Source organism: Pseudomonas sp. GV071, from assembly GCF_003050835.1.
GTDB lineage: Bacteria > Pseudomonadota > Gammaproteobacteria > Pseudomonadales > Pseudomonadaceae > Aquipseudomonas.
Genome location: NZ_QAOJ01000002.1, coordinates 346297 through 369700, shown reverse-complemented (window position 1 = coordinate 369700; position 23404 = coordinate 346297). Strand labels below are relative to the sequence as shown.

The 23404-nt window shown below is 62.0% G+C and carries 26 protein-coding genes; 13 read left to right on the top strand and 13 right to left on the bottom strand.

Annotated features, from left to right (window positions below):
* Positions 1-126: 126 nt before the first annotated feature.
* Positions 127-633 (bottom strand): peptide deformylase, encoded by a 507-nt coding sequence (gene def, locus C8K61_RS05660; protein WP_108095224.1) that lies wholly within the window; start codon positions 631-633, stop codon positions 127-129.
* A gap of 153 nt (positions 634-786) precedes the next feature.
* On the opposite strand from def, the gene C8K61_RS05655 reads away from it, so the two are divergent.
* From C8K61_RS05655 to C8K61_RS05645, 3 genes are all read left to right on the top strand, one after another.
* A complete protein-coding gene (locus C8K61_RS05655; protein WP_108095223.1) occupies positions 787-1812 on the top strand; it encodes a LysM peptidoglycan-binding domain-containing protein in 1026 nt (341 codons plus the stop codon).
* A gap of 94 nt (positions 1813-1906) precedes the next feature.
* On the top strand, positions 1907-2992 hold the full coding sequence (gene dprA / locus C8K61_RS05650; RefSeq protein WP_108095400.1) for a DNA-processing protein DprA: 1086 nt from the start codon (positions 1907-1909) through the stop codon (positions 2990-2992).
* A gap of 48 nt (positions 2993-3040) precedes the next feature.
* Positions 3041-3598, top strand: coding sequence for an L-threonylcarbamoyladenylate synthase (locus tag C8K61_RS05645; protein WP_108095222.1), 558 nt, complete (start codon positions 3041-3043; stop codon positions 3596-3598).
* 3 nt (positions 3599-3601) lie between these two features.
* On the opposite strand, the gene C8K61_RS05640 is transcribed toward C8K61_RS05645, so the two are convergent.
* Complete coding sequence (locus tag C8K61_RS05640) at positions 3602-4579, bottom strand: NADPH:quinone reductase (RefSeq protein WP_108095221.1); 978 nt, start codon at positions 4577-4579, stop codon at positions 3602-3604.
* Positions 4580-4758: 179 nt separating this feature from the next.
* Between C8K61_RS05640 and hemF the strand changes: the two genes are divergently transcribed.
* From hemF to C8K61_RS05625, 3 genes are read left to right on the top strand one after another with little or no spacing between them, the layout of a single operon-like run.
* Complete coding sequence (gene hemF / locus C8K61_RS05635; RefSeq protein WP_108095220.1) at positions 4759-5679, top strand: oxygen-dependent coproporphyrinogen oxidase; 921 nt, start codon at positions 4759-4761, stop codon at positions 5677-5679.
* On the top strand, positions 5679-6497 hold the full coding sequence (aroE, locus tag C8K61_RS05630; RefSeq protein WP_108095219.1) for a shikimate dehydrogenase: 819 nt from the start codon (positions 5679-5681) through the stop codon (positions 6495-6497). The genes hemF and aroE overlap by 1 nt, the downstream gene beginning before the upstream one ends.
* Positions 6498-6508: 11 nt before the next feature.
* Positions 6509-6895 carry a DOPA 4,5-dioxygenase family protein gene (locus C8K61_RS05625; RefSeq protein WP_108095218.1) on the top strand — a complete coding sequence of 129 codons (387 nt, stop codon included), beginning with the start codon at positions 6509-6511 and terminating at the stop codon, positions 6893-6895.
* Between the two features lie 82 nt (positions 6896-6977).
* Here the strand turns inward: C8K61_RS05625 and C8K61_RS05620 are convergent, their stop codons facing one another.
* The 4 genes from C8K61_RS05620 to betC form a co-directional block, all read right to left on the bottom strand.
* Entirely contained in the window at positions 6978-7493 is a 516-nt protein-coding gene (locus C8K61_RS05620) for an anti-virulence regulator CigR family protein (RefSeq protein WP_108095217.1), read from the bottom strand.
* A gap of 160 nt (positions 7494-7653) precedes the next feature.
* Positions 7654-9228, bottom strand: coding sequence for a SulP family inorganic anion transporter (locus C8K61_RS05615; protein WP_108095399.1), 1575 nt, complete (start codon positions 9226-9228; stop codon positions 7654-7656).
* Positions 9229-9399: 171 nt separating this feature from the next.
* Positions 9400-10338 carry a choline ABC transporter substrate-binding protein gene (choX, locus tag C8K61_RS05610; protein ID WP_108095216.1) on the bottom strand — a complete coding sequence of 313 codons (939 nt, stop codon included), beginning with the start codon at positions 10336-10338 and terminating at the stop codon, positions 9400-9402.
* 15 nt (positions 10339-10353) lie between these two features.
* On the bottom strand, positions 10354-11880 hold the full coding sequence (betC, locus tag C8K61_RS05605; protein WP_108095215.1) for a choline-sulfatase: 1527 nt from the start codon (positions 11878-11880) through the stop codon (positions 10354-10356).
* A gap of 143 nt (positions 11881-12023) precedes the next feature.
* Between betC and C8K61_RS05600 the strand changes: the two genes are divergently transcribed.
* The gene (locus C8K61_RS05600; protein ID WP_108095214.1) at positions 12024-12914 is read left to right on the top strand and encodes a LysR family transcriptional regulator; all 891 of its coding nucleotides are present in this window, start codon (positions 12024-12026) and stop codon (positions 12912-12914) included.
* Between the two features lie 210 nt (positions 12915-13124).
* On the top strand, positions 13125-14048 hold the full coding sequence (gene pbpG, locus C8K61_RS05595; protein WP_108095213.1) for a D-alanyl-D-alanine endopeptidase: 924 nt from the start codon (positions 13125-13127) through the stop codon (positions 14046-14048).
* A 27-nt stretch (positions 14049-14075) separates the two neighbouring features.
* Here pbpG and C8K61_RS05590 read toward each other — a convergent pair whose 3' ends face one another.
* The 7 genes from C8K61_RS05590 to C8K61_RS05560 all read right to left on the bottom strand — a co-directional run bounded on the left by C8K61_RS05590 (position 14076) and on the right by C8K61_RS05560 (position 18496).
* Positions 14076-14816 (bottom strand): hypothetical protein, encoded by a 741-nt coding sequence (locus C8K61_RS05590; protein ID WP_178086426.1) that lies wholly within the window; start codon positions 14814-14816, stop codon positions 14076-14078.
* Positions 14817-14896: 80 nt separating this feature from the next.
* Entirely contained in the window at positions 14897-15292 is a 396-nt protein-coding gene (locus tag C8K61_RS05585; protein WP_108095211.1) for an SCP2 sterol-binding domain-containing protein, read from the bottom strand.
* Positions 15293-15475: 183 nt separating this feature from the next.
* Complete coding sequence (locus C8K61_RS05580; protein ID WP_108095210.1) at positions 15476-15748, bottom strand: HU family DNA-binding protein; 273 nt, start codon at positions 15746-15748, stop codon at positions 15476-15478.
* A 189-nt stretch (positions 15749-15937) separates the two neighbouring features.
* Positions 15938-17086 carry an NAD(P)/FAD-dependent oxidoreductase gene (locus C8K61_RS05575; RefSeq protein WP_108095209.1) on the bottom strand — a complete coding sequence of 383 codons (1149 nt, stop codon included), beginning with the start codon at positions 17084-17086 and terminating at the stop codon, positions 15938-15940.
* A 72-nt stretch (positions 17087-17158) separates the two neighbouring features.
* Positions 17159-17326, bottom strand: coding sequence for a rubredoxin (locus C8K61_RS05570; RefSeq protein ID WP_108095208.1), 168 nt, complete (start codon positions 17324-17326; stop codon positions 17159-17161).
* A gap of 163 nt (positions 17327-17489) precedes the next feature.
* Positions 17490-17657, bottom strand: a complete 168-nt coding sequence (locus C8K61_RS05565) for a rubredoxin (protein ID WP_108095207.1) — start codon at positions 17655-17657, stop codon at positions 17490-17492.
* A gap of 173 nt (positions 17658-17830) precedes the next feature.
* The gene (locus tag C8K61_RS05560; RefSeq protein ID WP_108095206.1) at positions 17831-18496 is read right to left on the bottom strand and encodes a glutathione S-transferase family protein; all 666 of its coding nucleotides are present in this window, start codon (positions 18494-18496) and stop codon (positions 17831-17833) included.
* A 383-nt stretch (positions 18497-18879) separates the two neighbouring features.
* Here C8K61_RS05560 and C8K61_RS05555 point away from each other — a divergent pair, with 383 nt between their 5' ends.
* From C8K61_RS05555 to phoR, 5 genes are all read left to right on the top strand, one after another.
* Entirely contained in the window at positions 18880-19647 is a 768-nt protein-coding gene (locus C8K61_RS05555; protein WP_108095205.1) for an ABC transporter substrate-binding protein, read from the top strand.
* Positions 19648-19726: 79 nt separating this feature from the next.
* On the top strand, positions 19727-20275 hold the full coding sequence (locus tag C8K61_RS05550; protein ID WP_108095204.1) for a chorismate lyase: 549 nt from the start codon (positions 19727-19729) through the stop codon (positions 20273-20275).
* A gap of 50 nt (positions 20276-20325) precedes the next feature.
* Positions 20326-21216 (top strand): 4-hydroxybenzoate octaprenyltransferase, encoded by an 891-nt coding sequence (ubiA, locus tag C8K61_RS05545; RefSeq protein WP_108095203.1) that lies wholly within the window; start codon positions 20326-20328, stop codon positions 21214-21216.
* A 90-nt stretch (positions 21217-21306) separates the two neighbouring features.
* Complete coding sequence (phoB, locus tag C8K61_RS05540) at positions 21307-21996, top strand: phosphate regulon transcriptional regulator PhoB (RefSeq protein ID WP_108095202.1); 690 nt, start codon at positions 21307-21309, stop codon at positions 21994-21996.
* Between the two features lie 18 nt (positions 21997-22014).
* On the top strand, positions 22015-23316 hold the full coding sequence (phoR, locus tag C8K61_RS05535; RefSeq protein ID WP_108095201.1) for a phosphate regulon sensor histidine kinase PhoR: 1302 nt from the start codon (positions 22015-22017) through the stop codon (positions 23314-23316).
* The last annotated feature ends 88 nt before the right edge of the window (positions 23317-23404 follow it).

Here is a 23404-nt window from a genome sequence, read left to right as displayed (position 1 = left end):
AAAAACAGATTCAAAAATGCTCATTGGCTACAGCCAACTCCGCTTTTTTCACCTGTTTTTGCCTCGCCTAGCCGTCGCTCGCTACGTTTTCACACAGTCTGCGGGGCAAGCCTTTGGGTCGGCTGTTCAAGCCTGCTGGCGGTGCGCTTTTTCCAGCTTCTTCTTGATCCGGTCGCGCTTGAGCGTAGACAGGTAGTCCACAAACAGCTTGCCGTTGAGGTGGTCGCACTCGTGCTGAATGCAGATCGCGAGCAGGCCTTCGGCGATCAGTTCATAGGGCTGGCCATCGCGGTCCAGCGCCTTGATTCTGACCTTCTGCGGACGGTCGACGTTTTCGTAGAAGCCCGGCACCGAGAGGCAGCCTTCCTGATACTGGTCCATCTCATCGGTGAGCATTTCGATCTCGGGATTGATGAAAACCCGCGGCTCGTTCTTCTCTTCGCTGAGGTCCATCACCACCACGCGCTTGTGCACGTTGACCTGGGTGGCAGCCAAACCAATACCCGGCGCGTCGTACATGGTTTCAAACATGTCGTCGATCAACTGACGCAAAGCGTCGTCAACCACGTCTACGGGCTTGGCGATGGTACGCAGGCGCGGGTCGGGAAACTCGAGGATGTTTAAGATTGCCATATGCGTTGTGTGATGCACTTGTGGAATAAAGTCAAAATCCGCTGCTAATATGCTGAGCAGCATTGAAAAACGGCTTCAGGCCGCGGCTTCCGAGGCTTTCGGAGCAGCCCTTGGGCGTTCTACGTGAAGACACATAATAAAGGGATTCACCGCATGAGGAAATCACTACTCGCCCTGCTACTCCTAGCCGCCACTGGCTTGGCTCAGGCCGAAGTGCAGCTCAAGGAAGGCCATCCGGACCGTTATACCGTGGTCAAGGGTGACACCCTCTGGGATATTTCCGGCAAGTTCCTCAGTGAACCGTGGAAGTGGCCAGAGATCTGGCACGCCAACCCACAGGTTGAAAACCCCCATCTGATCTACCCGGGCGACCAACTTTCGCTGACGTACGTCGATGGTCAACCGCGCCTTACCCTCAACCGTGGCGAGTCGCGTGGCACCATCAAGCTGTCACCACAGGTACGCAGCACGCCGATGGCACAAGCTATTCCGACCATCCCGCTGGAAGCCATCGACAGCTTCCTGCTGAAAAACCGCATTGTTGATAGCGACGAAGACTTCACCAAAGCCAACTACGTGGTTGCCGGCACTGCCGAGCGCGTGGTCAGCGGCGCGGGCGACCGTGTCTACGCCCGCGGCACCTTCGACGAGGCGCACCCGGTCTACGGCATTTTCCGTCAGGGCCGTACCTACACCGATCCGGACACCAAAGAATTCCTCGGCATCAACGCCGATGACGTTGGCGCGGGCCAGGTGATTGCTGAAGAGGAAGGCGTTGCCACCCTCACACTCAGCCGCACCACTCAGGAAGTGCGTAACGGTGACCGTCTGTTCCCGACCGAAGAACGTCACGTTAACTCCACCTTTATGCCGAGCGCGCCGACCACTGAAATCCGTGGTCTGATCCTCGACGTTCCACGTGGTGTGTCGCAGATCGGCCAGTTCGACGTAGTGACCCTGAACAAGGGCAAGCGCGACGGTCTGGTAGAAGGCAACGTACTGGCGGTCTACAAGACTGGCGAAACCGTGCGTGACCGCGTGACCGGTGAGCAAGTGAAGATTCCGGATGAGCGTGCTGGCCTGCTGATGGTGTTCCACACCTACGAGAAGCTCAGCTACGGCCTGGTGCTCCAAGCCACCCGGCAGCTCGAAACGATGGACAAAATACGAAACCCGTAACACCAGAACCCCCGCGAAAGCGGGGGTTTTTGTTTGTGGGCTCTTGTAGGAAGAATCTCTAAAACCGCACGTTTTTCGATCAAGGATGATCAGCATGTCTGCAACCTCCCCCGCTGAACTGGAAGCCCGCCTACGTCTGCACTGCTTGCCCGAACTCGGCACCAAGCGCTTTCGTATCCTCATCAATGCCTTTGGCAATGCCTCGTCCGCACTGAGTGCGCCGGCCGCTGCGTGGCGCGCCCTGGGCCTGCCGGTTGTCTGTGCGGCCGCTCGCCGCGACGATGTTGTCCGTCAGCGGGTGAATGCCAGCCTCGCTTGGTTGCAACAGTCCAACCAGCATTTGCTGATGTGGGACGACCCCGACTACCCCGCCCTGCTCGCCGAGCTGCCAGACCCACCGCCGCTGTTGTTTGTCGCAGGCGATCCCACCTTGTTAGTGCTACCGCAGCTGGCCATCGTCGGCAGCCGCCGCGCGTCCAAGCCGGGCATGGACACTGCCCACGCCTTTGCCCGTAGCCTGGCCGCTGGCGGTTTTGTGATTACCAGTGGCATGGCGTTGGGTATCGATGGGGCGGCTCACCAGGGTGCGCTGGCGATTGGCGGGAAAACCGTCGCCGTGCTGGGCACCGGCTTGCTACAGGTGTATCCGCCGCGCCACCGCCATCTGGCGGCTGATATCGTCGATCAGGGCGGCGCCATGATTTCGGAATTGCCGCTCGACAGCCCGCCCGTACCCGCCAGCTTTCCGCTGCGCAACCGCATCATCAGTGGCCTTTCCCTGGGCGTTCTGGTGGTCGAAGCCAGTCCCTCCAGCGGTTCGCTGATTACTGCGCGGCTGGCCTTGGAGCAGGGCCGCGAGGTGTACGCCATTCCAGGTTCGATCCATCACCCGGGCGCGCGCGGCTGCCACCAGTTGATCCGTGACGGCGCGGCGCTGGTGGAGTGCGTCGAGCATATTCTCGAAGGCCTGCGTGGCTGGCAGAACCTGGCGCCAGTGCCAAGGGTTAAGGTCGCACCGATCAAACACCCGTTGCTCAAGCTGCTGTTCGCCGCGCCTCTCAGCAGCGAAGCGCTGGCCGTCGCCAGTGGCTGGGCGTTACCCAAGGTATTGGCGGCGCTCACCGAGCTGGAACTGGACGGCCGCGTGGCCTGCGAAGGTGGCGTCTGGGTGGGCCGTTAAGCGGCGGTTGGGTACACTGCGAGCAGTTCGACAGAGACCGAGGTGGCGATGATCAGCAGTTGGCGTGTCAAGCAGGTAGCCCGCGTGGTGCGCGATGGTGGGGTGATCGCCTATCCCACCGAAGCGGTCTGGGGCCTGGGTTGCGATCCGTGGAATGCGCAGGCGGTGGAACGCCTGTTGGCGCTCAAGCAACGCCCGGTTGAAAAGGGCCTGATTCTGGTGGCCGACAGCATCCACCAGTTCGATTTCCTGTTCGACGACTTCCCCGAGCTGTGGATTGACCGCCTGGCCAGCACCTGGCCCGGCCCCAACACATGGCTGGTGCCGCACCAGAACCTGCTGCCAGGCTGGATCACCGGCGAGCACGAAACAGTGGCCCTGCGGGTAACCGACCACCCGCTGGTACGCGAGCTGTGCGCGATGACCGGGCCGCTGGTGTCCACCTCCGCCAACCCAGCCGGCAAGCCGCCCGCGCGCAACAGCCTGCGGATTCAGCAGTACTTCCCCGATCAGCTCGATGCCGTGCTGACCGGGGCGTTGGGCGGGCGCAAGAACCCCAGCGTGATTCGCGACCTGGCGACTGGCAAGGTGCTGCGCGCCAGCTGAACCTCAGGGCAGCAGTACGGTGGAGCCGCTGGTTTGCCGTCCGGACAGGGCGACGTGCGCGGCGGCGACATCCTTCAGGGCAAAACGCTGGTTGATGTCGACCTGGATCTTCCCGCTGGCGAGCATGGCGAACAGTTCATCGGCCATGGTCTGTAGAGCTGCCGGTGAGTCGGCATAGCTGCCCAGGGTTGGGCGGGTGACGAACAGCGAACCCTTCTGCGCCAACACCCCGAGGTTGACCCCGCTGACCGGGCCGGAGGAGTTGCCGAAGCTCACCAGCAGCCCACGTGGAGCGGTGCAGTTCAGGGACGTTTCCCAGGTGTCCTTGCCGATCGAGTCGTACACCACCGGGCATTTCTTGCCCTCGGTCAGCTCCAGCACACGGGCGGCCACATCTTCATGGCTGTAATCAATGGTCGCCCAGGCACCCAGGGCTTTGGCTCGTTCGGCTTTGGCCGGCGAACCGACGGTACCGATCAGCTTCACCCCCAGCGCCTTGGCCCATTGGCAAGCGATGCTGCCGACGCCACCGGCAGCGGCATGGAACAGAATGGTTTCGCCACCTGTGAGCGGGTAGGTCTGACGCAGCAGGTACTGCACGGTCAGGCCCTTGAGCATGACGCTGGCGGCCAGCTCGAAGCTGATGCTGTCGGGCAGTTTCACCAGGTGCGCAGCCGGCAGCACATGCAGCTCGCTATAGGCGCCCAGTGGGCCGGTGCCATAGGCCACGCGGTCGCCGACCTTGAGGTGGCTGACCGCGCTGCCCACTGCCTCCACTACGCCCGCGCCTTCCGCGCCGAGGCCGGAGGGCAACGCGGCCGGCGAATACAGGCCGCTGCGGTAGTAGGTGTCGATAAAGTTCAGGCCGATGGCGTGGTTGGCCACGCGCACCTCGTTAGGTCCCGGCGCAGCAGGTTGGTAGTCCACATACTCGAGAACCTCGGGGCCGCCGTGGCGGGCGAACTGAATGCGCTTGGGCATGGAAAACTCCTTGAGCTGGGCTGACGAAAGGGCTCTATCCAACGCCTGTGGCTGATGTGCGTCAACAGCGAAGCAGCCGGTGGCGGTGGTATGCTTGCGCCCCTGTTCGGGCTACGAGCCCCGCCCCCTGCGGCTTCTGGGGCCAAACTTCTTAGTATTTGTGTGTGGAAGGTGATGTCGTGAGTGAACGTAGCGCGGCCGTTAAGGCTTATCTGCTCGACCTGCAAGACCGTATCTGTGCCGCCCTCGAAGCCGAAGACGGCGGCGCGCGGTTTGTCGAAGATGCCTGGGAGCGTCCGGCCGGCGGCGGTGGTCGTACCCGGGTGATCGCGAACGGCGCGGTGATCGAAAAGGGCGGCGTGAACTTCTCCCACGTATTTGGCACCGGCCTGCCACCCTCGGCCAGCGCCCACCGTCCGGAACTCGCCGGCCGTGGTTTTGAAGCCATGGGGGTGTCCCTGGTGATGCACCCGGAAAATCCGCACATCCCCACTTCCCACGCCAACGTGCGTTTCTTCATCGCCGAAAAAGAGGGTGAGGAAGCGGTGTGGTGGTTCGGTGGTGGCTTCGACCTCACCCCTTACTACGGCAACGACGAAGACTGCCAACACTGGCACCGCGTCGCCGAACAGGCCTGCGCGCCCTTCGGCGCCGACGTCTACCCACGTTACAAAGCCTGGTGCGACACCTACTTCCACATCAAGCATCGCAACGAGCCACGCGGTATCGGCGGCCTGTTCTTCGATGACCTCAACGAGTGGGACTTCGACACCTGCTTCGCCTTTATCCGCGCCATCGGCGACGCCTATATCGATGCCTACCTGCCCATCGTGCGCAAGCGCAAAGGCACCGCGTTCAGCGCCGAGCAGCGTGAGTTCCAGGCGTTCCGCCGTGGCCGTTATGTGGAATTCAACCTGGTCTACGACCGCGGCACGCTGTTCGGTTTGCAGTCGGGTGGCCGCACTGAATCGATCCTGATGTCCCTGCCGCCGCACGTGCAATGGGGATACGACTGGAAACCCGAGGCCGGCAGCGAAGAAGCACGGCTGACCGAGTACTTCCTGCAAGACCGCGACTGGTTGGCCGAGGCAGCAAACTGATGGACCGTTATGGCGTATTCGGCAACCCCATTGGCCACAGCAAGTCACCGCTGATTCACCGCCTGTTCGCCGAACAGACCGGCCAGCAACTGAGCTACGAGGCGCTGCTGGCGCCGCTGGATGGCTTCACTGCCTTTGCCCGCGACTTCTTCGCCAACGGCCGTGGCGGCAACGTCACCGTGCCGTTCAAAGAACAGGCCTATCAACTGGCCGATAGCCTGACGCCGCGTGCGCAACGCGCGGGCGCCGTGAACACCCTGAGCAAACAGGATGACGGTGGCCTGCTCGGTGACAACACCGATGGCGCCGGCCTGGTTCGCGACCTGACGGTGAATGCCGGCCTCAGCCTCCAGGGCAAACGCATTCTGTTGCTCGGTGCCGGCGGTGCCGTGCGCGGCGTGCTGGCGCCGCTGTTGGCCGAGCAGCCGCATTCGCTGGTGATCGCCAACCGCACGGTGGAAAAAGCCGAGACCCTGGCGCAGCTGTTTGCCGATCTCGGCCCGGTGGCTGCTTGCGGTTTCGATTGGCTGGAAGCGCCGGTCGATCTGATCATCAACGGCACCTCCTCAAGCCTCTCCGGAGAGTTGCCGCCGATCTCGCCGAGCCTGATCAAACCGGGCCACACGGTGTGCTACGACATGATGTACGGCAACGGCCTGACCGCGTTCAACCAGTGGGCCAGCGAGCAGGGCGCCGCACGCACATTGGACGGTCTGGGCATGTTGGTGGAGCAGGCGGCGGAGGCGTTTTTCCTCTGGCGCGGCGTGCGCCCGGACAGCGCCACGGTGCTGGCCGAGCTGCGCCGCCAACTGGTGTAAGCGGAGCACTTATGGCGACCGAAGCAGACAGCAGCCCCATCGACGAACGCATTCGCGGCTGGCATGCGCATGTCTACTTTGACGCCAGCAGCGTCGAGCGGGCCCGCGGTTTCTGTGAAGAAGCGGCGCAGTTGTTCGATGTGAAGATGGGTCGCGTGCACGAGAAAATCGTCGGCCCGCATCCCGCCTGGAGCTGCCAGTTGGCCCTGCGCCCGGCGGTGTTCGCCGAGCTGATTCCGTGGCTGGTGCTGCACCGCCAGGGGTTGTCGATTTTCGTCCATCCCATTACCGGCAATGACCTGATCGACCACCGCGACCACGGTCTGTGGATCGGCCAGCCGCTGACCATGAACCTCAGCGTGTTCAACGACCAGCCGCCGACCCAGTTCGACTTGTAATCGGCGTTTGCAGGGATCGCGGCTAAAGCCGCTCCTACAAGGACGGTGGTCTCTTGTGGGAGAGGCTTCAGCCTCGATGTTTTTAGTTCAAGACGCCCTGCAAGATGGTGTAAACGATCCCGGTGGTAATGGCGATCAACACCACATCACTGCCCACCCGCCGCCATTCATAGCCGTTGTACTGCGGCAGACCATGCAGTGCGCGGGCATCCAGGCGTTTGCCGTAGCCGTGGGGCAACGGCCGGCCATGTTCGATGCGTACACCGGGTGGCAGATCCGGGCCGCGGCCGATCTGCTCGCGGTGGTCGTAGAACTGTTGGCGCACCGGGGCGAAATCCTGCGGCGGTTGGCCGTGACGGTTATTGGCCTGCTGCGGCTGGCCCTGCGGGCGCGGCTGATTCTGCTGTTGGTTATGCGCGGGTTGGCCGTTCTGGTTGTGACCCTGGTTTTGCCCAGGCGCTTGCTGATGCCCTTGGCCTTGCTGGCCGTTACGTGGGTCTTGGTCCTGGCCCGGGCCACCTTGCGGGGCGGCATTTGCCAGGCTGCTGGCCAACAGGGCAGCAATGCTCAGGCTGGCGATCAGGCGGGAGGTTTTCATGGTCTTGCTCCTTGCTCCAGGCCGCCTCGGCACTGTTGACTGGGCGGACGGGCCAGCGAGTATCGGCGCTGGTTGCAGGATTAGGCGTGACCGAGAGCCAGAAATTCCTCTGTATCAGGACTTTTACACAGCGCTGACCTCTCGTTTACAAGGGCATGCCTTACACAGGCGGCTGAAACTCGATCGGGCATTTCTCTGCCCCTTCGAGCTTGAGCAACTCCTCCACCACCTGGGTTTTGGCGCGACGCAGGCACAGGGTGCGGCCCTGCCCACGCAACCGGTGAGCCTCCTGGTGCAGCATGCTGACGCCGGCATAGTCGATGAAATTCATATGCTGCGCCTCGATCACCACCCGCTGGCCCGTGCTGCGTTGCAGGCGCAGTTGCAGGTAATGGCAGGCGCCAAAGAAGATCGAGCCCTCCACCCGCAGAATCTCTTCATCGCCCTCGAACCACTGCTGCACCCGTGGTTGCGAGGTGCGCTTGAGGTAAAAAAACAGTGAGGCGAGGACGCCGGCGTAAATCGCCGTCTGCAGTTCCAGTAACAGCGTGGCAGCCAGGGTCAGCAGCATCACCACGAACTCAGAGCGGCTGACGCGGAACAGCGCGCGAATGCCGGCGAAATCGATCAGCCCCCAGCAGATCAGCAAAATGCTCGCGGCCATGCTCGGCAGCGGAATCCGCGCAATCAGGCTCGCGCCGAAGAGTGCGAAGGTGGCGACCAGCAGCGCCGAGCAGACGCCGGCCAAAGGTGAGTTGGCGCCGCCTTGCAGGTTGAGCGCAGAGCGGGCGAACGAGCCGGCGGACAAGTAACCGGAAAACCATGCCCCGACCATATTCGACAAGCCTTGGGCACGGACTTCCTGGTTGGCATTGAGCATCTGCTGGGAGCGGCTGGCCAGGGTGCGGGCAATCGACAAACTGGTCACCAGGCCGAGCATGCCGCAGGCAACTGCCGTGGGCAGCAGGCGCAGCAAAGTGGCCGGGTCGAGGCTCAGCGGGCTGAAGGGCGGCAACGAACCGCTGAACGCCGGCACTCGCGGCACGCTGGCAAACAGGGTTGGCAAGGCCCAGACCACCAGGCCACCCAGCACGATGCCGACCAACAGCGCCGGGGCCTTTGGCCACAGGCGCCGCACCACCAGGCTGGCCCCAAGCGTGACCACGGCCACCACCACGCAGGCGGGGTTGAACGTCGGCAGCGCCTGAATCAGGTGCACCAGGCTGTCAAAACCGGTGGCTTGGCTGGGTAGGTTGATGCCCAGGAAGTACGGCAGCTGCCCCAAGGCGATAACCAGCGCCGCACCGGCGCTGAAGCCGAGCACCACCGAGTGGGAAACGAAATTCACCAGCGAGCCAAAGCGCAGCATGCCCAGAATCCACTGGAACAGACCGGCCAGGAACGTCAGCAGCAGCACCAGTTCCACGTAGTCGGCGCTGCCCGGCACGGCCAACGGGCTGAGGCTGGTAAACAGTACGACGGAGATGGCGGCCGTCGGTCCGCAGATCAGGTGCCAGGACGAGCCCCACAAGCTGGCGATCAACACCGGCACCACGGCGGCATACAAGCCGTACTCAGCCGGCAGACCGGCGATCAGGGCATAGGCGATGGATTGCGGCAGGGCCAGTACGGCGCCGCTCAGGCCGACCAGGAAGTCGCGGCGGACACTGCGGCCTGTCTGCGATGGCAGCCAGGCGAGAAAGGGAAGAAGCATCAGGCGATTGGGCCAGCGCATGAACATCTCGGAGCAAAAGGTTCGGCGGACAGGGTAGCAGCTCAACGCATAAACCCTCTCCCCCGCCCTCTCCCGCAAAGCGGGCAGAGGGAGCTGACCACTGTCTGCTGGGGCATACGGGTTTGCTCCCTTCTCCCGCTTGCGGGAGAGGGGCTGGGGGAGAGGGTGGCTTTACAACTTGGCTTTCACTGCGCCTAAAGCATCCGCCCCATCCCTGGTTTTCACCCCTTCAAGCCACCCATTCAATACCTCCGGGTGCGCCGCAATCCACGCCTTGGCGGCCTCGGCATTGGTGGCCTTCTTGCTGTCCACTTGGGCCATGATGCTGTTCTCCATTTCCTGGGTGAACGTCAGGTTGGTCAGCAGCTTCGCCACGTTCGGGCACGCCTGTGCATAACCTTTTCGCGTCAACGTATAAACACTGCCGCTGGCGCCAAAATACTTCTCGCCGCCGGTGAGGTATTTCATCTTGAATTGCACGTTCATCGGGTGCGGGGTCCAGCCCAGGAAGGTGATGAAGCGCTCGCGTTTTACCGCTCGGCCGACCTCCGACAACATGGCCTGTTCACTGGACTCCACCAGCTTCCATTGGCCCAGGTCGAACTCGTTTTTGCTGATGATTTCCTGCAGCGACTGGTTGGCCGGTGCACCGGCACCAATGCCATAAATCTTCTTGTCGAACTTGTCGGCAAATTTGGCCAGGTCGGCATAGTCATGCACCCCGGCGGCATACACATAATCGGGTACAGCCAGCGTGAACTCTGTGCCTTCGAGGTTTTTGTGCAATTGCTCGACGGCGCCGGTTTTTACAAATTTGTCGTAGTGCGCCTGCTGCGCGGGCATCCAGTTGCCCATGAATACGTCCACCAAACCGTCTTTCATGCCGCCGAAAATAATCGGCACCGCCAGCGTGTCGACCTTGGCTTTGTAGCCCATGCCGTCGAGCAAAAAGCCGGTGACGGCGTTGGTGGCGGCGATGTCGCTCCAGCCCGGATCGGCCATGCGCACGGTGTCGCAGCTATCCGCTGCCTGAACGTTGCCAATGCCGAGCGCCAGCACGCCGACCGCTGTGAGCAAACCTGTGGATAACTTGGTGGATAACCGTTTCATAACATCCCCTTGGAATTAGTTATTAGTGTGGGCAGGTGGTTGCGGAAAACGTGCCTTGCGCTCCAGGTCGTCGAGGTCGATGTGGTTGCGCATGTATTGCTGACTGGCATCGGTAAACGGCTGGTGATCCCAGCTCTTCAAGGTGCCCTGGCTCAGGGCGGCGGCGACGAAACGGCGACGTCGCTGGCTGGCCAGTACCTGGTGGTGAATCGCGGGAATGTCCCACTTGATGCGCGCCTCTTCGAGGAAGGCGGCAAACAGCGGCTGATGCTCGGCTGACTGGCTCAGTTCCTCCAGTTCGAACGGGTCTTGCTCGGTGTTGTAGAGCAGGCACGGGTCCTGTTCCGAATAGATGAATTTGTACGGGCCGCGGCGAATCATCATCAACGGGCTGACGGTGCCTTCGGCCATGTACTCGCCGAACACTTCGTCGTGACCGCCCTCGCCTCGCAGGTGCGGCAGCAACGAGCGGCCGTCCAGCGGCAGCTCATCGTGCAGCCGTCCGCCGGCCAGTTCGACCAGGGTTGGTAACAAGTCGGCGGTGGAGATCGAAGCCTTCACCCGGCCGGCGGCAAAACGTGCCGGGGCGTGAATCACCATCGGCACGCGGGCGGCCATTTCGAACCAGTGCATTTTGTACCAGAGGCCACGCTCGCCGAGCATGTCGCCGTGGTCGCCGGAGAACACGATGATGGTGTTCTCGGCCAGCCCCGTGTCTTCGAGGGTTTCCAGCAGCTTGCCGATGTTGCTGTCGATGTAGCTGCAGGCACCGAAGTAGGCGCGGCGGGCGTCGCGAATCTTGTCTTCGGGCAGCGGCTTGTCCCACAGGTCGATGACCTTCATCAGACGCTGCGAATGCGGGTCTTGCTCGTGCTGGGCGCGCGGGTGGCGTGGCAGCGGAATGTTCTGGCCTTCGTACAGGTCCCAGAACTTTTTCGGGATGGTGTAGGGGTCGTGGGGGTGGGTCATCGACACGGTCAGGCAGAACGGCTGCTGCGGCGCTTCGCGCACATGGTCGAACAGGTACTGCTGGGCCTTGAACACCACCTCTTCATCGAAATCCAGCTGGTTGGTGCGCACGCACAGGCCGGCCTGCAGCACCGACGACATGTTGTGGTACCAGCTGGGGCGCACGTCCGGCTCGTCCCAGTTCACTGCCCAGCCATAGTCGGCGGGGTAGATATCGCTGGTCAGGCGCTGTTCGTAGCCGTGCAATTGGTCCGGCCCGCAGAAGTGCATCTTGCCCGACAGCGCGGTCTTGTAGCCCAGGCGGCGCAGGTAGTGGGCGTAGGTGGGCACATCGGCGGGGAAGTCGGCAGCGTTGTCGTAGGCGCCGATCTTCGACGGCAGCTGGCCACTGACCAGGGTGAAACGCGACGGCGCACACAGCGGGCTGTTGCAGTAGGCGGAATCGAACACCACGCCCTCACTGGCCAGGCGGCTGAGGTGAGGCATTTTGATCGGCGATGCGCGGTCATGCAGGGGCAGCAGTGGCGCGGCCATCTGGTCGGCCATGATGAAAAGGATGTTCGGGCGGTTCATGTGGCGGGCTTATCCTATGCGGATCAGTTATGCGGCTTTTTTTATGCGAGACTGCCTGGGTCGATCTTCTGCCTCATGCAATCAGGGGTAAAGCGCATGGCCACGCATGTTTCGGATAACCAATGCTTATGTGAGAAAGCTTCATGAGCCTGCCACTGGATCTACTGCGGGTGTTTGAAGCCGCCGCGCGCTCGCTGAGCTTTACCAGCGCTGCCGCCGAACTGGGCACTACGCAGCCGGCGGTGAGCCAGCAGATCAAGCGCCTGGAAAAGGAACTGGCGGTGCGCTTGTTCGACCGCATTCACCGCGGCATCACCCTCACTGATGCCGGCCAGGTGCTGCTGCAGCATGTGCAGCAGGGGCTGGAGGCCATTGATGCTGGCATCGCCGCGATCACCGCGCAGAACCAGCATGAGGTGCTGCAGGTCTCCACCGACTTCGCTTTCGCCGCCTACTGGCTGATGCCACGGCTGCCGCGCTTTCGGGCGGCCAACCCGCACCTGGACGTCAGCCTGATCACCAGCGACCGCAGCATGACCAGCCTGCGCAGCGACATCGATATCGCCATCACCTTCGGCGATGGTCGCTTCAAACACACCGAAGCCAGCCGCCTGTTCAGTGAAGAAGTGTTCCCTATCTGCAGCCCGCGGCTGCTCGAAGGCCGTCAGCTGCCGTTGAGCAAAGAGCAGCTCGCCGGCCTGCCCCTGCTGCACCTGAAACCCGACGCGAGTAGCCGCTGGTTCGACTGGCAGGGGCTGTTTCAGGCGCTGGGCATCAGCCAGCCGGTGGGGCCGGCGGCGCTGAGTTTCGACAACTACACCCTGCTGATCCAGGCCGCTATTGCCGGCCAGGGCGTGGCCATCGGCTGGAGCCACTTGGTGGACGAGCTGTTGGAGCAGGGGGTGCTTTGCAAAGTGATCGATGGCCAGGCGCAATCGCGCTTCGGCTATTACGCCGTGCTGTCTGAACGCAAACGCCGCGCGCGCTTGCTGCAGCCATTCGTGGAATGGCTGCATGCGGAGCTGAAGCTTTAGGTCAACAGCTCGCGGCTGAAGCCCCTCCCACCCCACCGAGCATTTCTGTAGGAGGGGCTTCAGCCGCGATGCCTTTAATGTTGAATACCCACAATGCGTTTGATGAACTGCATCACAGTGGATTCCATGTCCGGCTAGCCTTTCCTATACTGCGCGGGCCGGCAAGGACTGCTCTGGCGCCCTATTCCTCTGCCTAGTGGACTTGTCCTTGTGAATATTCGTCGCTCTGTCGCCAGCCTGTTTTTTTGCAGCGTACTTGCCCTCCCCACCCTGGCGGTCGCGGCAGAAAAGGTTTCGGTCAAAGTTCAGCCGCTCAAGGTTCAGGAGCTCGCCTCCGGCAGCGCCCTGCTGGTAGACCTGAAAACCAACGAAGTGCTGTACTCCAGCAACCCCGACAAAGTCGTGCCGATTGCCTCGGTGACCAAGCTGATGACTGCCATGGTCACCCTGGACGCCAAGCTGCCGATGGACGAAGTGTTGCCGGTGCAGATCCAGGATGTGAAAGAGATGCGCGGAGTGTTTTCGCGGGTCAAGGTCGGTAGCCTCGCCAGCCGCCACGAGATGCTGTTGTTGGCGCTGATGTCGTCGGAAAACCGCATGGCCGCCAGCCTCGCCCATCACTACCCGGGCGGCGTGCCGGCGTTTGTCGCGGCGATGAACGCCAAGGCCAAGGCGCTGGGCATGAGCCACACTCGGTATGTGGAACCGACCGGCCTGTCGGAGCTGAACGTCTCCAACGCCAACGATCTGGTCAAACTGCTCAAGGCCAGCCAGCAATACCCGCTGCTCGGCCAGCTCAGCACCACCCCGGAAACCACCGCGAGCTTCAAGAAGCCCAATTACAGCCTGGGTTTTCGCAACACCAATCACCTGATCTACAAAGCCAACTGGAACATCCAGCTGACCAAGACTGGCTTTACCAATGAGGCCGGCCACTGCCTGGTGATGCGCACGATGATGAACAACCGCCCGGTGGCGTTTGTGGTGCTAGATGCCTTTGGCAAATACACCCATATCGCCGATGCCGGGCGCTTGAAGACCTGGGTGGAAACCGGACGGGTATCGCCGGTATCAGCCGCTGCTCTGGCCTACAAACGGCAGAAGCAGAGCGCACATCAGCTGGCCGCCGAGTAAGCGACCTATCGCCGACGGCGCTGCCAGTTACTTCAGCGCCGCTCGCCGTGCGGCGAACACAGCCGGCAACTCCTTCACTACCGCTGCCAGCAATTGACTGACCGGCTCCTGCTCATACAGCGCGGCGTAGTCCGCCAACTCACCGCTGGGCATCTGCCGGTAGGCGTAGAGCATGAATGACTGCACCGCCTGGGCACTGGACACCCGCAGTGGCTCCACTTGCTTGGCGGTTTCGCTGCCGAGTTTGGCTTCGCTGATGTTCTGCCCTTTGGCTCGCAACGCCAACAACGCCTGGGTCTTGCCCACTTCATAACGCAGCAGCGTGGCCAGGTCGGTGGTGTGCGCGGCCTTGTCCAGGCGCTGCACCAGCGCTACACGATCGGCGCGCGGTGGTTTGCTGCTCAGCTGTTCGCGGTAAGTGGCCAGGCCGGTGCCACCGTCGCCCTCACCCACAGCGCGTTCAGCCACGGTAAACCGCTGCGCCAGCGGGCTGTCGAGTACCAGAGTGGCTTGTTCCACCTGCTTGGCCGTCACCTTCAACGCCAGGCGCTTGGCCAGGTCGGTGCAGAGGGCGTCAGCGCTGAAGGCTTTCTCCACCTTTTTTTGCTGGGCGTCTGCCAGGCCACGCTGCACCAACGGGCCACTCTGCTCACAGATCAGGCGGATGCCGGCGAGGTCGAAGACGTGCTCAAAAGCGGCGGGTTTGCTCGGTTCGGCATGAGCCGTGGCGGTCAGTAGAACCAGGGAGAGGACAAGAGGGATGCGCATGGCGGGGGATTCCAGAAAGACTCCCCCCAGCCTAGCGAAAGCGCCGCCCGCCGACCAGCAGCGGTGCGGCAGAGCGCGAATCAGGCGGCCTTTTTTTCGGCGGGTTTCTTCTTCTTCGGCATGATGTATTTGGTCAGGCCCTGGAACCAGATCACCAGCGCCGGGTTGCCCTGGATCTGGATCTCTTTGTTCTGGATGCCCTGCATAAACGCCAACTGCTTGTTCTTGGCGTTCATGGTGGCGAAACCGTAGTCGGCATCCTTGAAGCCCAGGGCGAAGTCCGGCTGGTTGGCGGTGCCGCGTTTGCTGGTCAGGCGCTGGTTCTTGACGATGAAGTGGCGAGCCACTTTGCCATCGAGGGTGTGCAGTTGAAAGACCAGATCGCGGCCTTCGAGTTGCTGCTGAAACGCGGGATTGGTCTGGCTGGCCTTGGCCATCATGCGGCCCAGCATCCAGAGAAGAAAACGAAATTTCATGCGCGCTGGCCTCACGTAATAAATGGAACGGCGGCGCATTGTAGCGGTTTGTAGTGATGACTACAGCCAGCCTTTAGCTGGGTTGTGGCGGGGATTTGTAGCGAATGTGCTGCTAACGGCGAGATTGTCAGACAGCTTTGCGAGAAGTGCGCCCGGAGCCGTTCAGCCCCGGGCGTACGCGGCTCAGTTCACAGCGTCTTTCAGGGACTTGCCCGGTTTGAAGGCGACGGTGTTGCTGGCTTTGATTTTTACCGGCTCGCCGGTTTGTGGGTTTTTGCCGGTACGGGCACCACGGTGGCGCTGTACGAAAGTGCCGAAGCCCACCAGGGTCACGCTGTCCTTACGGTTCAGGGCGGAGGTGATTTCTTCCAGTACGGCGTTGAGTACACGATTGGCTTGATCTTTGGTCAGATCAGCATGCTCCGCGATAGCCGCGGCAAGTTCCGGTTTACGCATAAAAAAGCCCCTTAGACGGTTTTTTGTTTTTGTGTCCGTGCTGCCATTCCAGCAGCGCTTTAAGGCGCCGCAACAGCTCTGCGCTGCGGCAGACCCGGGGGAGAATGGCACGCTCCAGAGACCCGCGCCAGTCGTGTCCGACAGTTTTCCCGAGCAACTTCATGATTTATCCGACAGAACGGGCGCCATTCACGCCAAAAGGGCGGGAAGCTCCTTATTCAGTGCCAACTTTTCCTGCACGGCCGTTCCGGTCAGGGCATAGCCCAGCAGGCGGCCTTCGCTATCACGGCACAGCGCTTTGATATCGGCGCCGCTGCCTTCCACCTGCCATTCACCGCTGGTACCGCGCGGTGGCGGCGAAACCACCACCGGGCAGGCTGGGGTTTTCACCTGCACCGGCATGGCGCCGTAGGTGACGGCCGTCGGGTTGCCGGCCAGGGTTTGCGCCAGGGCGCGGGCGCAGCTCATCAGCGGCATTACGTAGAGCAGGTTGAGGCCATCCACTTCGGCGCAGTCGCCAAGGGCGAAGATATTGGCGTGCGAGGTGCGCAGTTGGCGGTCCACCACCACTCCGCGGTTGATGGTCAGGCCGGCGGCGGAAGCCAGGTCGGTGCGTGGGCGCAAGCCAACGGCCGACACCACCACATCGCACTGCACCACGTTGCCATCCGACAGGTGCGCGTCCAGGCCATCGGCGCTGCGCTGCAAGCTGGCCAGCACGGGGCCCAGGTGGAAACGCGCGCCCAGGCCTTCCAGTCCGGCTTGCACGGCGGCGGCGGCGGCGGGATGCAACAACCCCGGCATCACCTGCTCGCAGGGTGCGACCAGCTCGACGCTGTAGCCACCCAGGGTCAGGTCGTTGGCAAATTCACAGCCGATCAGCCCGGCGCCCAGCACCAACACGCGTTTTTTGCCATTGGCGGCCGCACGAAAGCGTGCGTAATCCTCGAGGTCGTTGATCGGGAACACGGCATCGGCGCCATCACCTTCTACCGGTACGCGAATGGTTTCCGCGCCCCAGGCCAATACCAGATCGCGGTACTCCACCGCTTCCTCGCCGATCCACAGACGCTTGTGGCCCGGGTCGATGCCGGTGATGCGGGTATGGGTGCGGATCTCCGCCTTGAGTTGATCGGCCATGGCGCCGGGCTCGGCCATGCTCAGGCCGTCGGCGTCCTTGTTCTTGCCAAAACCGGTCGAGAGCATCGGCTTGGAATAGGAGCGGCCATCGTCGGCGGTTATCAACAGCAGCGGGGTCTCGGCATCGAGTTTGCGAAACTCCTTGGCCACGTTATAGCCGGCCAGGCCGGTGCCGATGATCACCACGGGTGCAGACATGACTCACTCCTGAAAACGTACAAAGGCTGCAGCCGCAGCGGCTGCGAAGAGAAATAGAAATTCGAAGGGGGCTCAGTTGATTTCGATCATCTCGAAATCCAGTTTGCCGACACCGCAGTCCGGGCACAGCCAATCTTGCGGCACGTCTTCCCAGCGGGTACCCGCAGCGATACCGTCGTCCGGCCAGCCCAGGGCTTCGTCGTAAATGAAGCCACACACCACACATTGCCATTTGCGCATGGCGCGTCTCCGCTCGGCCAAATGTGCCAGCGACCCTACCGCAATTGCCTGGCAAGGCCAATAACCCAACGCGTCAGCCAGCCCATGGTTTGTCGTGCTCGGCGGGGTGCAGAAACAACAACGGCGACCCTAAGGTCGCCGCTGAAAAACCGTCACGCGCGAATCAAGCGATTTCGATCATCTCGAAATCCAGCTTGCCGACGCCGCAGTCCGGGCACAGCCAGTCTTCGGGGACGTCTTGCCACAGGGTGCCGGCGGCGATGCCCTCATCCGGCCAACCCAGGCTTTCGTCGTAAATCAGGCCACAGACCACACATTGCCACTTCTTCATTTTGCTACTACCTCAATTCTTCAGGCTGCTCTTCAGGCTACTGGGCACAGCGGTCGATGGTTGAAAATGCCGCCAGGCTCCATGGGGCTTTGTACTGATCGAAGCGCTGGTAATCAAGCACCTTCTAGCGCTCCCGACCTTTGGCTGGGGTGCCAATCAGACGCTCCTGCGCTTCATGCATACGCATATTCGCCGCCACGCTCCAACGCCCGCTGATACGCCGGGCGTGCATGGATGCGTTCGAGAAACGCTTTGAGCTTTGGCCGGCTGGCATCCAACCCGGCTCGCGAAGCAGCGGCTTCCAGCGGAAAGCTCATCTGGATATCGGCGACGCTGAAGCTGTCACCGGCGAACCACTCGCTTTTGTCCAGCTCACCTTCCAGATAATCCAGGGTTTGACGCAGCTGTGGATTGATATACGTGCCCTTCATCTTGCTGGAAATGCCACGGGCAATGGGTTTGACGAAGAACGGCATGGGCGCGCGTTCCAGGGTGTCGAACACCAGCTTGAGCAGCAGCGGTGGCATGGCCGAGCCTTCGGCGAAATGCAGCCAGTAGGTGCAGCGCAAACGCTCGGGTGAACCCTCGGCAGGCAGCAGTTGCCGGCCATAGCGGCCGGCCAGGTATTCGATGATGGCGCCGGACTCGGCCAGGGTCAGTTCGCCATCGGTGATCACCGGCGACTTGCCCAGTGGGTGCACGGCACGCAGTTCGGGCGGTGCCAGCATGGTCTTGGGGTCGCGCTGGTAGTGCTTGATCTGGTACTCGACGCCGATTTCTTCCAGCAACCAGAGAATGCGCTGTGAGCGCGAGTTGTTCAGGTGGTGGACGGTGATCATGCAAAGCTCCCTGGGCGTGGGGGTGTTGGCGTGATGATGATGTGGTGCCGACGTTAGCCATATTCGGCGTACTGCGCCAGCTGACGCCCGGTTCGGCGCATTACGGCGCAGGTTGCATCCGTTTCGGTGCAGGTTCAGCTCCATAGCGCCAATACGCGTCCTGCTTCACATAAAACTGCCGAGAACGACAAGTTAAGAGAAGGTGCCAGCTTTCAATCGTCACTTTGACTGAAAGCCTCTATATCAGTGGTTTCAAGCAGAATTACAGCAATATACGGCCTGTCATATTCGGCCTTCATGATCGTATTCCTGTCTTTGTCGACAACATTTGGAATGCTTATTGCTCTCCCGATTTTTTCGTCATTTCACAAGGAGGGCGTGGTATGTGGCAGAAGTTCGTAGTGCTGGCATTGCTCCTGGGCTGGGTGGACAAAGGGTTGAGCGCGGCGACGCTGACATTCGCTGCCGCCGAGTTCGTGCCGTTTGTGTCGGTGAAAGATGGTCAGCCCAGCGGCGCGGTGACCGATATCGTCAGGCAGGCCTGCCGCGAGGCGCAAATCGAGTGCAGTTTCAAGGTGCAAGCCTGGAAAGACTCCAAGGCCGAAGTGGAGGCCGGCAAGCTCGACGGCCTTTTCGTGGTCAGTTGGGAGCGCGATCGCGCGCAATGGCTGAGTTTCAGCCTGCCGTTGCTGCACACCGAGTGGGGTTATCTGGTGCGTGCCAGCGATACCCGTGCCTATATCGGCCTTAACAGCCTGCGCGGTTACCGCGTCGGTGTGTTCGGCCCGTCGAGCAGTTCCGAGGCGCTGGAGCGGGTCAAGCCGGTGCTGGGCCTGGACGTGCAACTGAGTCAGGACGACCTGGCCAATGTGCGCCGCATGCTCGTTGGCGAACTGGATGCGGTGTATATGAACCGCGACGTGGCGCAAAGTCTGCTGCTGCGCAACGGCCTGCAAGGTCAGGTGCGTTACGTGATGGGCGACAACGGCCGCAATTATCACCTGGCGTTCAGCAAGCAGGCCGATGTGCAACTGACCGGGCCATTCAACCGCGCCCTGCGGCGCATGTTCAAGGCGCAGGAAGTGCAGCAGGCGCTGACCAGCCAGCAGCTGGAGCCGGCACGCTGGACGTCTACCTACCAGGCCAAATAGCCCACGAAGACGCAGCGCGGCGGCCATCCAGGGCAAACATGCTAAGCTCGCCGCCCCGTTTGCCGCCGATGTCTTTGCCGTGCCGCACGCCTCTTTTGCCGATACCGCCGACTGGCTGACTGCCGACCAATTGCAACCTGCGCCCGCGCCTGCAGTGCTCGACTGGTTGTTCGATGATGGCTCGCTGACCCGCCGCCTGATTACCCTGTCCAACGATGGTTTCACCGTCACCCCCCTGCAAGAAAGCTGGCAGACCCTGCGCAGTGACGAATGTCAGGCCCTGAACGTGCGCGAAGGCAGCGTTGGCTGGGTGCGCGAAGTGTTTCTGCGTGGCCATGGCCAGCCCTGGGTGTTTGCCCGCAGCGTGGCTGCGCGTAGCCAGCTGCTCAGCTCTGACTTGCATATGGATGAGCTGGGCAGCCGTTCGTTGGGCGAGTTGCTGTTCAGCGATCAGGCGTTCAGCCGCGGCGTCATGCAGGTGTGCCGGTACCCCGCGCACTGGCTGCCGGCCGAGGTCAGCGCCGCCGAGCTGTGGGCGCGTCGCTCATGCTTCAGTCGTGATGGTTTGAGCGTGCTGGTCGCCGAAGTGTTTCTGCCATCACTGTGGGCCGCCGCCGACGTCCTATAATCGGCCCCCTGCGCTTTCAGCCCGCCTCCCCAACCAAGGAACCGCGCTCGATGTACACCCGCCTGCTGCAATCGCTCAATCACCTCCACCCGCGCGCCTTCGACTTTATTCAGTTGATGCGCCTGGAACGCCCCATCGGCATCTACCTGCTGCTGTGGCCAACCCTATGGGCGTTGTGGGTTGCCGCCAAAGGCGTGCCGTCGCTGGGCAACCTGGTGATCTTCGTGCTTGGGGTGATTCTGATGCGCTCGGCTGGCTGCGTGATCAACGATTACGCCGACCGCAACTTCGACGGCCATGTGGCGCGTACCAAAGGCCGGCCGCTGGCCACCGGCAAGGTCACGCCGAAAGAAGCGCTGATTTTGTTCGCGGTGTTGGTGGCGCTGAGTTTTATCCTGGTGCTGTTCACCAACCTCACCACCATTCTGATGTCGTTCGGCGCCCTGGCGATTGCCGCCACCTACCCTTTCATGAAGCGCTTCACCTTTTATCCACAGGTGGTGTTGGGCGCAGCGTTTTCCTGGGGCATGCCGATGGCGTTTACCGCCGAAACCGGCGAGCTGCCAAGTGCGGCCTGGCTGCTGTTCATCGCCAACGTGGTGTGGACCGTGGGCTACGACACTTACTACGCGATGGCCGACCGTGAGGACGACTTGAAGATCGGGGTGAAGTCCACGGCAATTCTGTTTGGCGACGCTGACCGGGTGATCATTCTGCTGCTGCAAGGCATCGCCCTATTCTGTCTGGCCCTGGCTGGCGCGCGCTTTACCCTGGGTATCTGGTTCTTGCTGGGCTTGTTCGTGGCGGCTGGCTGTTTTGCCTGGGAGTTCTGGAGCACTCGCAACCGTGAGCCACAGGTGTGCCTGGCGGCGTTTCTGCACAACCACTGGGCGGGGTTGGCGATTCTCGTTGGCATCGCGTTGGACTTCGGCCTGCGCTAAGGGCTCGGCGAAATCTTCTGTCACACAGCTGCAATAATTCCGTTATCTAATGCGCCGCAAGACAGATTAAACGACCCGAGGTTTTGCTCCATGGTTGGTAAGAACATTCTGATCGTTGATGACGAAGCGCCGATCCGCGAAATGATCGCGGTGGCTCTGGAAATGGCCGGGTACGAGTGCTTGGAAGCCGAAAACACCCAGCAGGCCCATGCCATCATCGTTGATCGCAAGCCCGACCTGATCCTGCTCGACTGGATGCTGCCCGGCACCTCCGGCATCGAGCTGGCCCGCCGCCTCAAGCGTGATGAGCTGACCGGTAACATCCCGATCATCATGCTCACCGCCAAGGGCGAAGAGGACAACAAGATCCAGGGCCTGGAGGTCGGCGCCGACGACTACATCACCAAGCCGTTCTCGCCACGTGAACTGGTGGCCCGTCTGAAAGCGGTGCTGCGCCGCGCCGGCACGGGCGACAGCGACACCCCGATCGAAGTCGGCGGCCTGTTGCTCGACCCGATCAGCCACCGCGTGACCATCGATGGCAAACCCGCCGACATGGGCCCTACCGAATACCGTTTGCTGCAATTTTTCATGACCCACCAGGAACGCGCCTACACCCGTGGCCAGTTGCTGGATCAGGTCTGGGGCGGCAACGTCTATGTTGAAGAGCGTACCGTCGACGTGCACATCCGCCGCCTGCGCAAGGCGTTGGGCGAGGTGTACGAGAACCTGGTGCAAACCGTACGTGGCACCGGCTATCGTTTCTCCACTAAAAGTTAGGTCGGGAACTCTTCCTCTGTGAATCAAGACTGGCGTGGCGTTGTCATCCGCCGCTTGTTACTGCTGATCGCCGCCTGCCTGCTGGTGGGCCTGGTCAGTGGTGAATATGCCTGGAGCCTGGTGGTCGGCCTCGGTGCCTACCTGGGCTGGACCCTTTCCCAACTGTTGCGCCTGCACAACTGGCTGAAACACCACCAGACCGACCAACCGCCGCCCGATGGTTATGGCCTGTGGGGCGAGGTGTTCGACAGCATTTACCACCTGCAACGCCGCGACCAACGCGTGCGTGGCCGTCTGCAAGCCGTGATCGACCGGGTGCAAGAGTCCACCGCCGCGCTCAACGACGCCGTGGTAATGCTCGATAACGATGGCAACCTGGAATGGTGGAACCGCGCCGCAGAAACCCTGCTGGGTCTGAAAACCCCGCAAGACAGTGGCCAACCGGTGACCAACCTGGTGCGTCACCCGCGCTTCAAGGACTACTTCGAGCTGCCCGCGCACCCCGAGCCGCTGGAGCTGATTTCGCCGGTCAACGACCGCATGCACCTGCAGTTCCACATCACCCAGTACGGCAATGGCGAGCACCTGATGCTGGTGCGCGACGTCACCCGCATGCACCAGCTGGAACAGATGCGCAAAGACTTCATCGCCAACGTGTCCCACGAGCTGCGCACCCCGTTGACGGTGATTGCCGGCTACCTGGAAACCCTGCTGGATAACGTCGACGACGTGAACCCGCGCTGGCTGCGTGCGCTGCAACAGATGCAGCAGCAAGGCGGGCGCATGCAGAACCTGCTCAACGATCTGCTGTTGCTGGCCAAGCTGGAAGCCACCGACTACCCCTCGGACAACCAGCCGGTGGCGGTGGACCTGTTGCTGCTGTCGATCAAGGGCGATGCCCAGGCGTTGTCCAACGAGCGCAACCACCGCATCAGCCTGGACGCCGATCACAACATCCGCCTGAAGGGCAGCGAAGCCGAACTGCGTAGCGCGTTTTCAAACCTGGTGTTCAACGCGGTGAAATACACCCCGGACAACGGCGAAATCCGCGTGCGTTGGTGGGCTGATGAACACGGCGCGCACCTCTCGGTGCAGGACAGCGGCATCGGCATCGACGCCAAACACCTGCCGCGCCTGACCGAAAGGTTCTACCGCGTCGACTCCAGTCGCGCCTCCAACACCGGCGGCACCGGTCTGGGCCTGGCTATCGTCAAACACGTGCTGTTGCGCCACCGTGCGCGCCTGGATATCAGCAGCGTGCCGGGCAAAGGCAGCACATTTACTTGCCACTTTGCCCCGGCCCAGGTGGTCAGACGTTAACCCTGCAACAGTTCGACGCTGGGCAACGGCCGCGTGAGCGGCTAGTCTGCTGATCTGGTCGCGCCTGATGCACGGCCCTCTACCTACA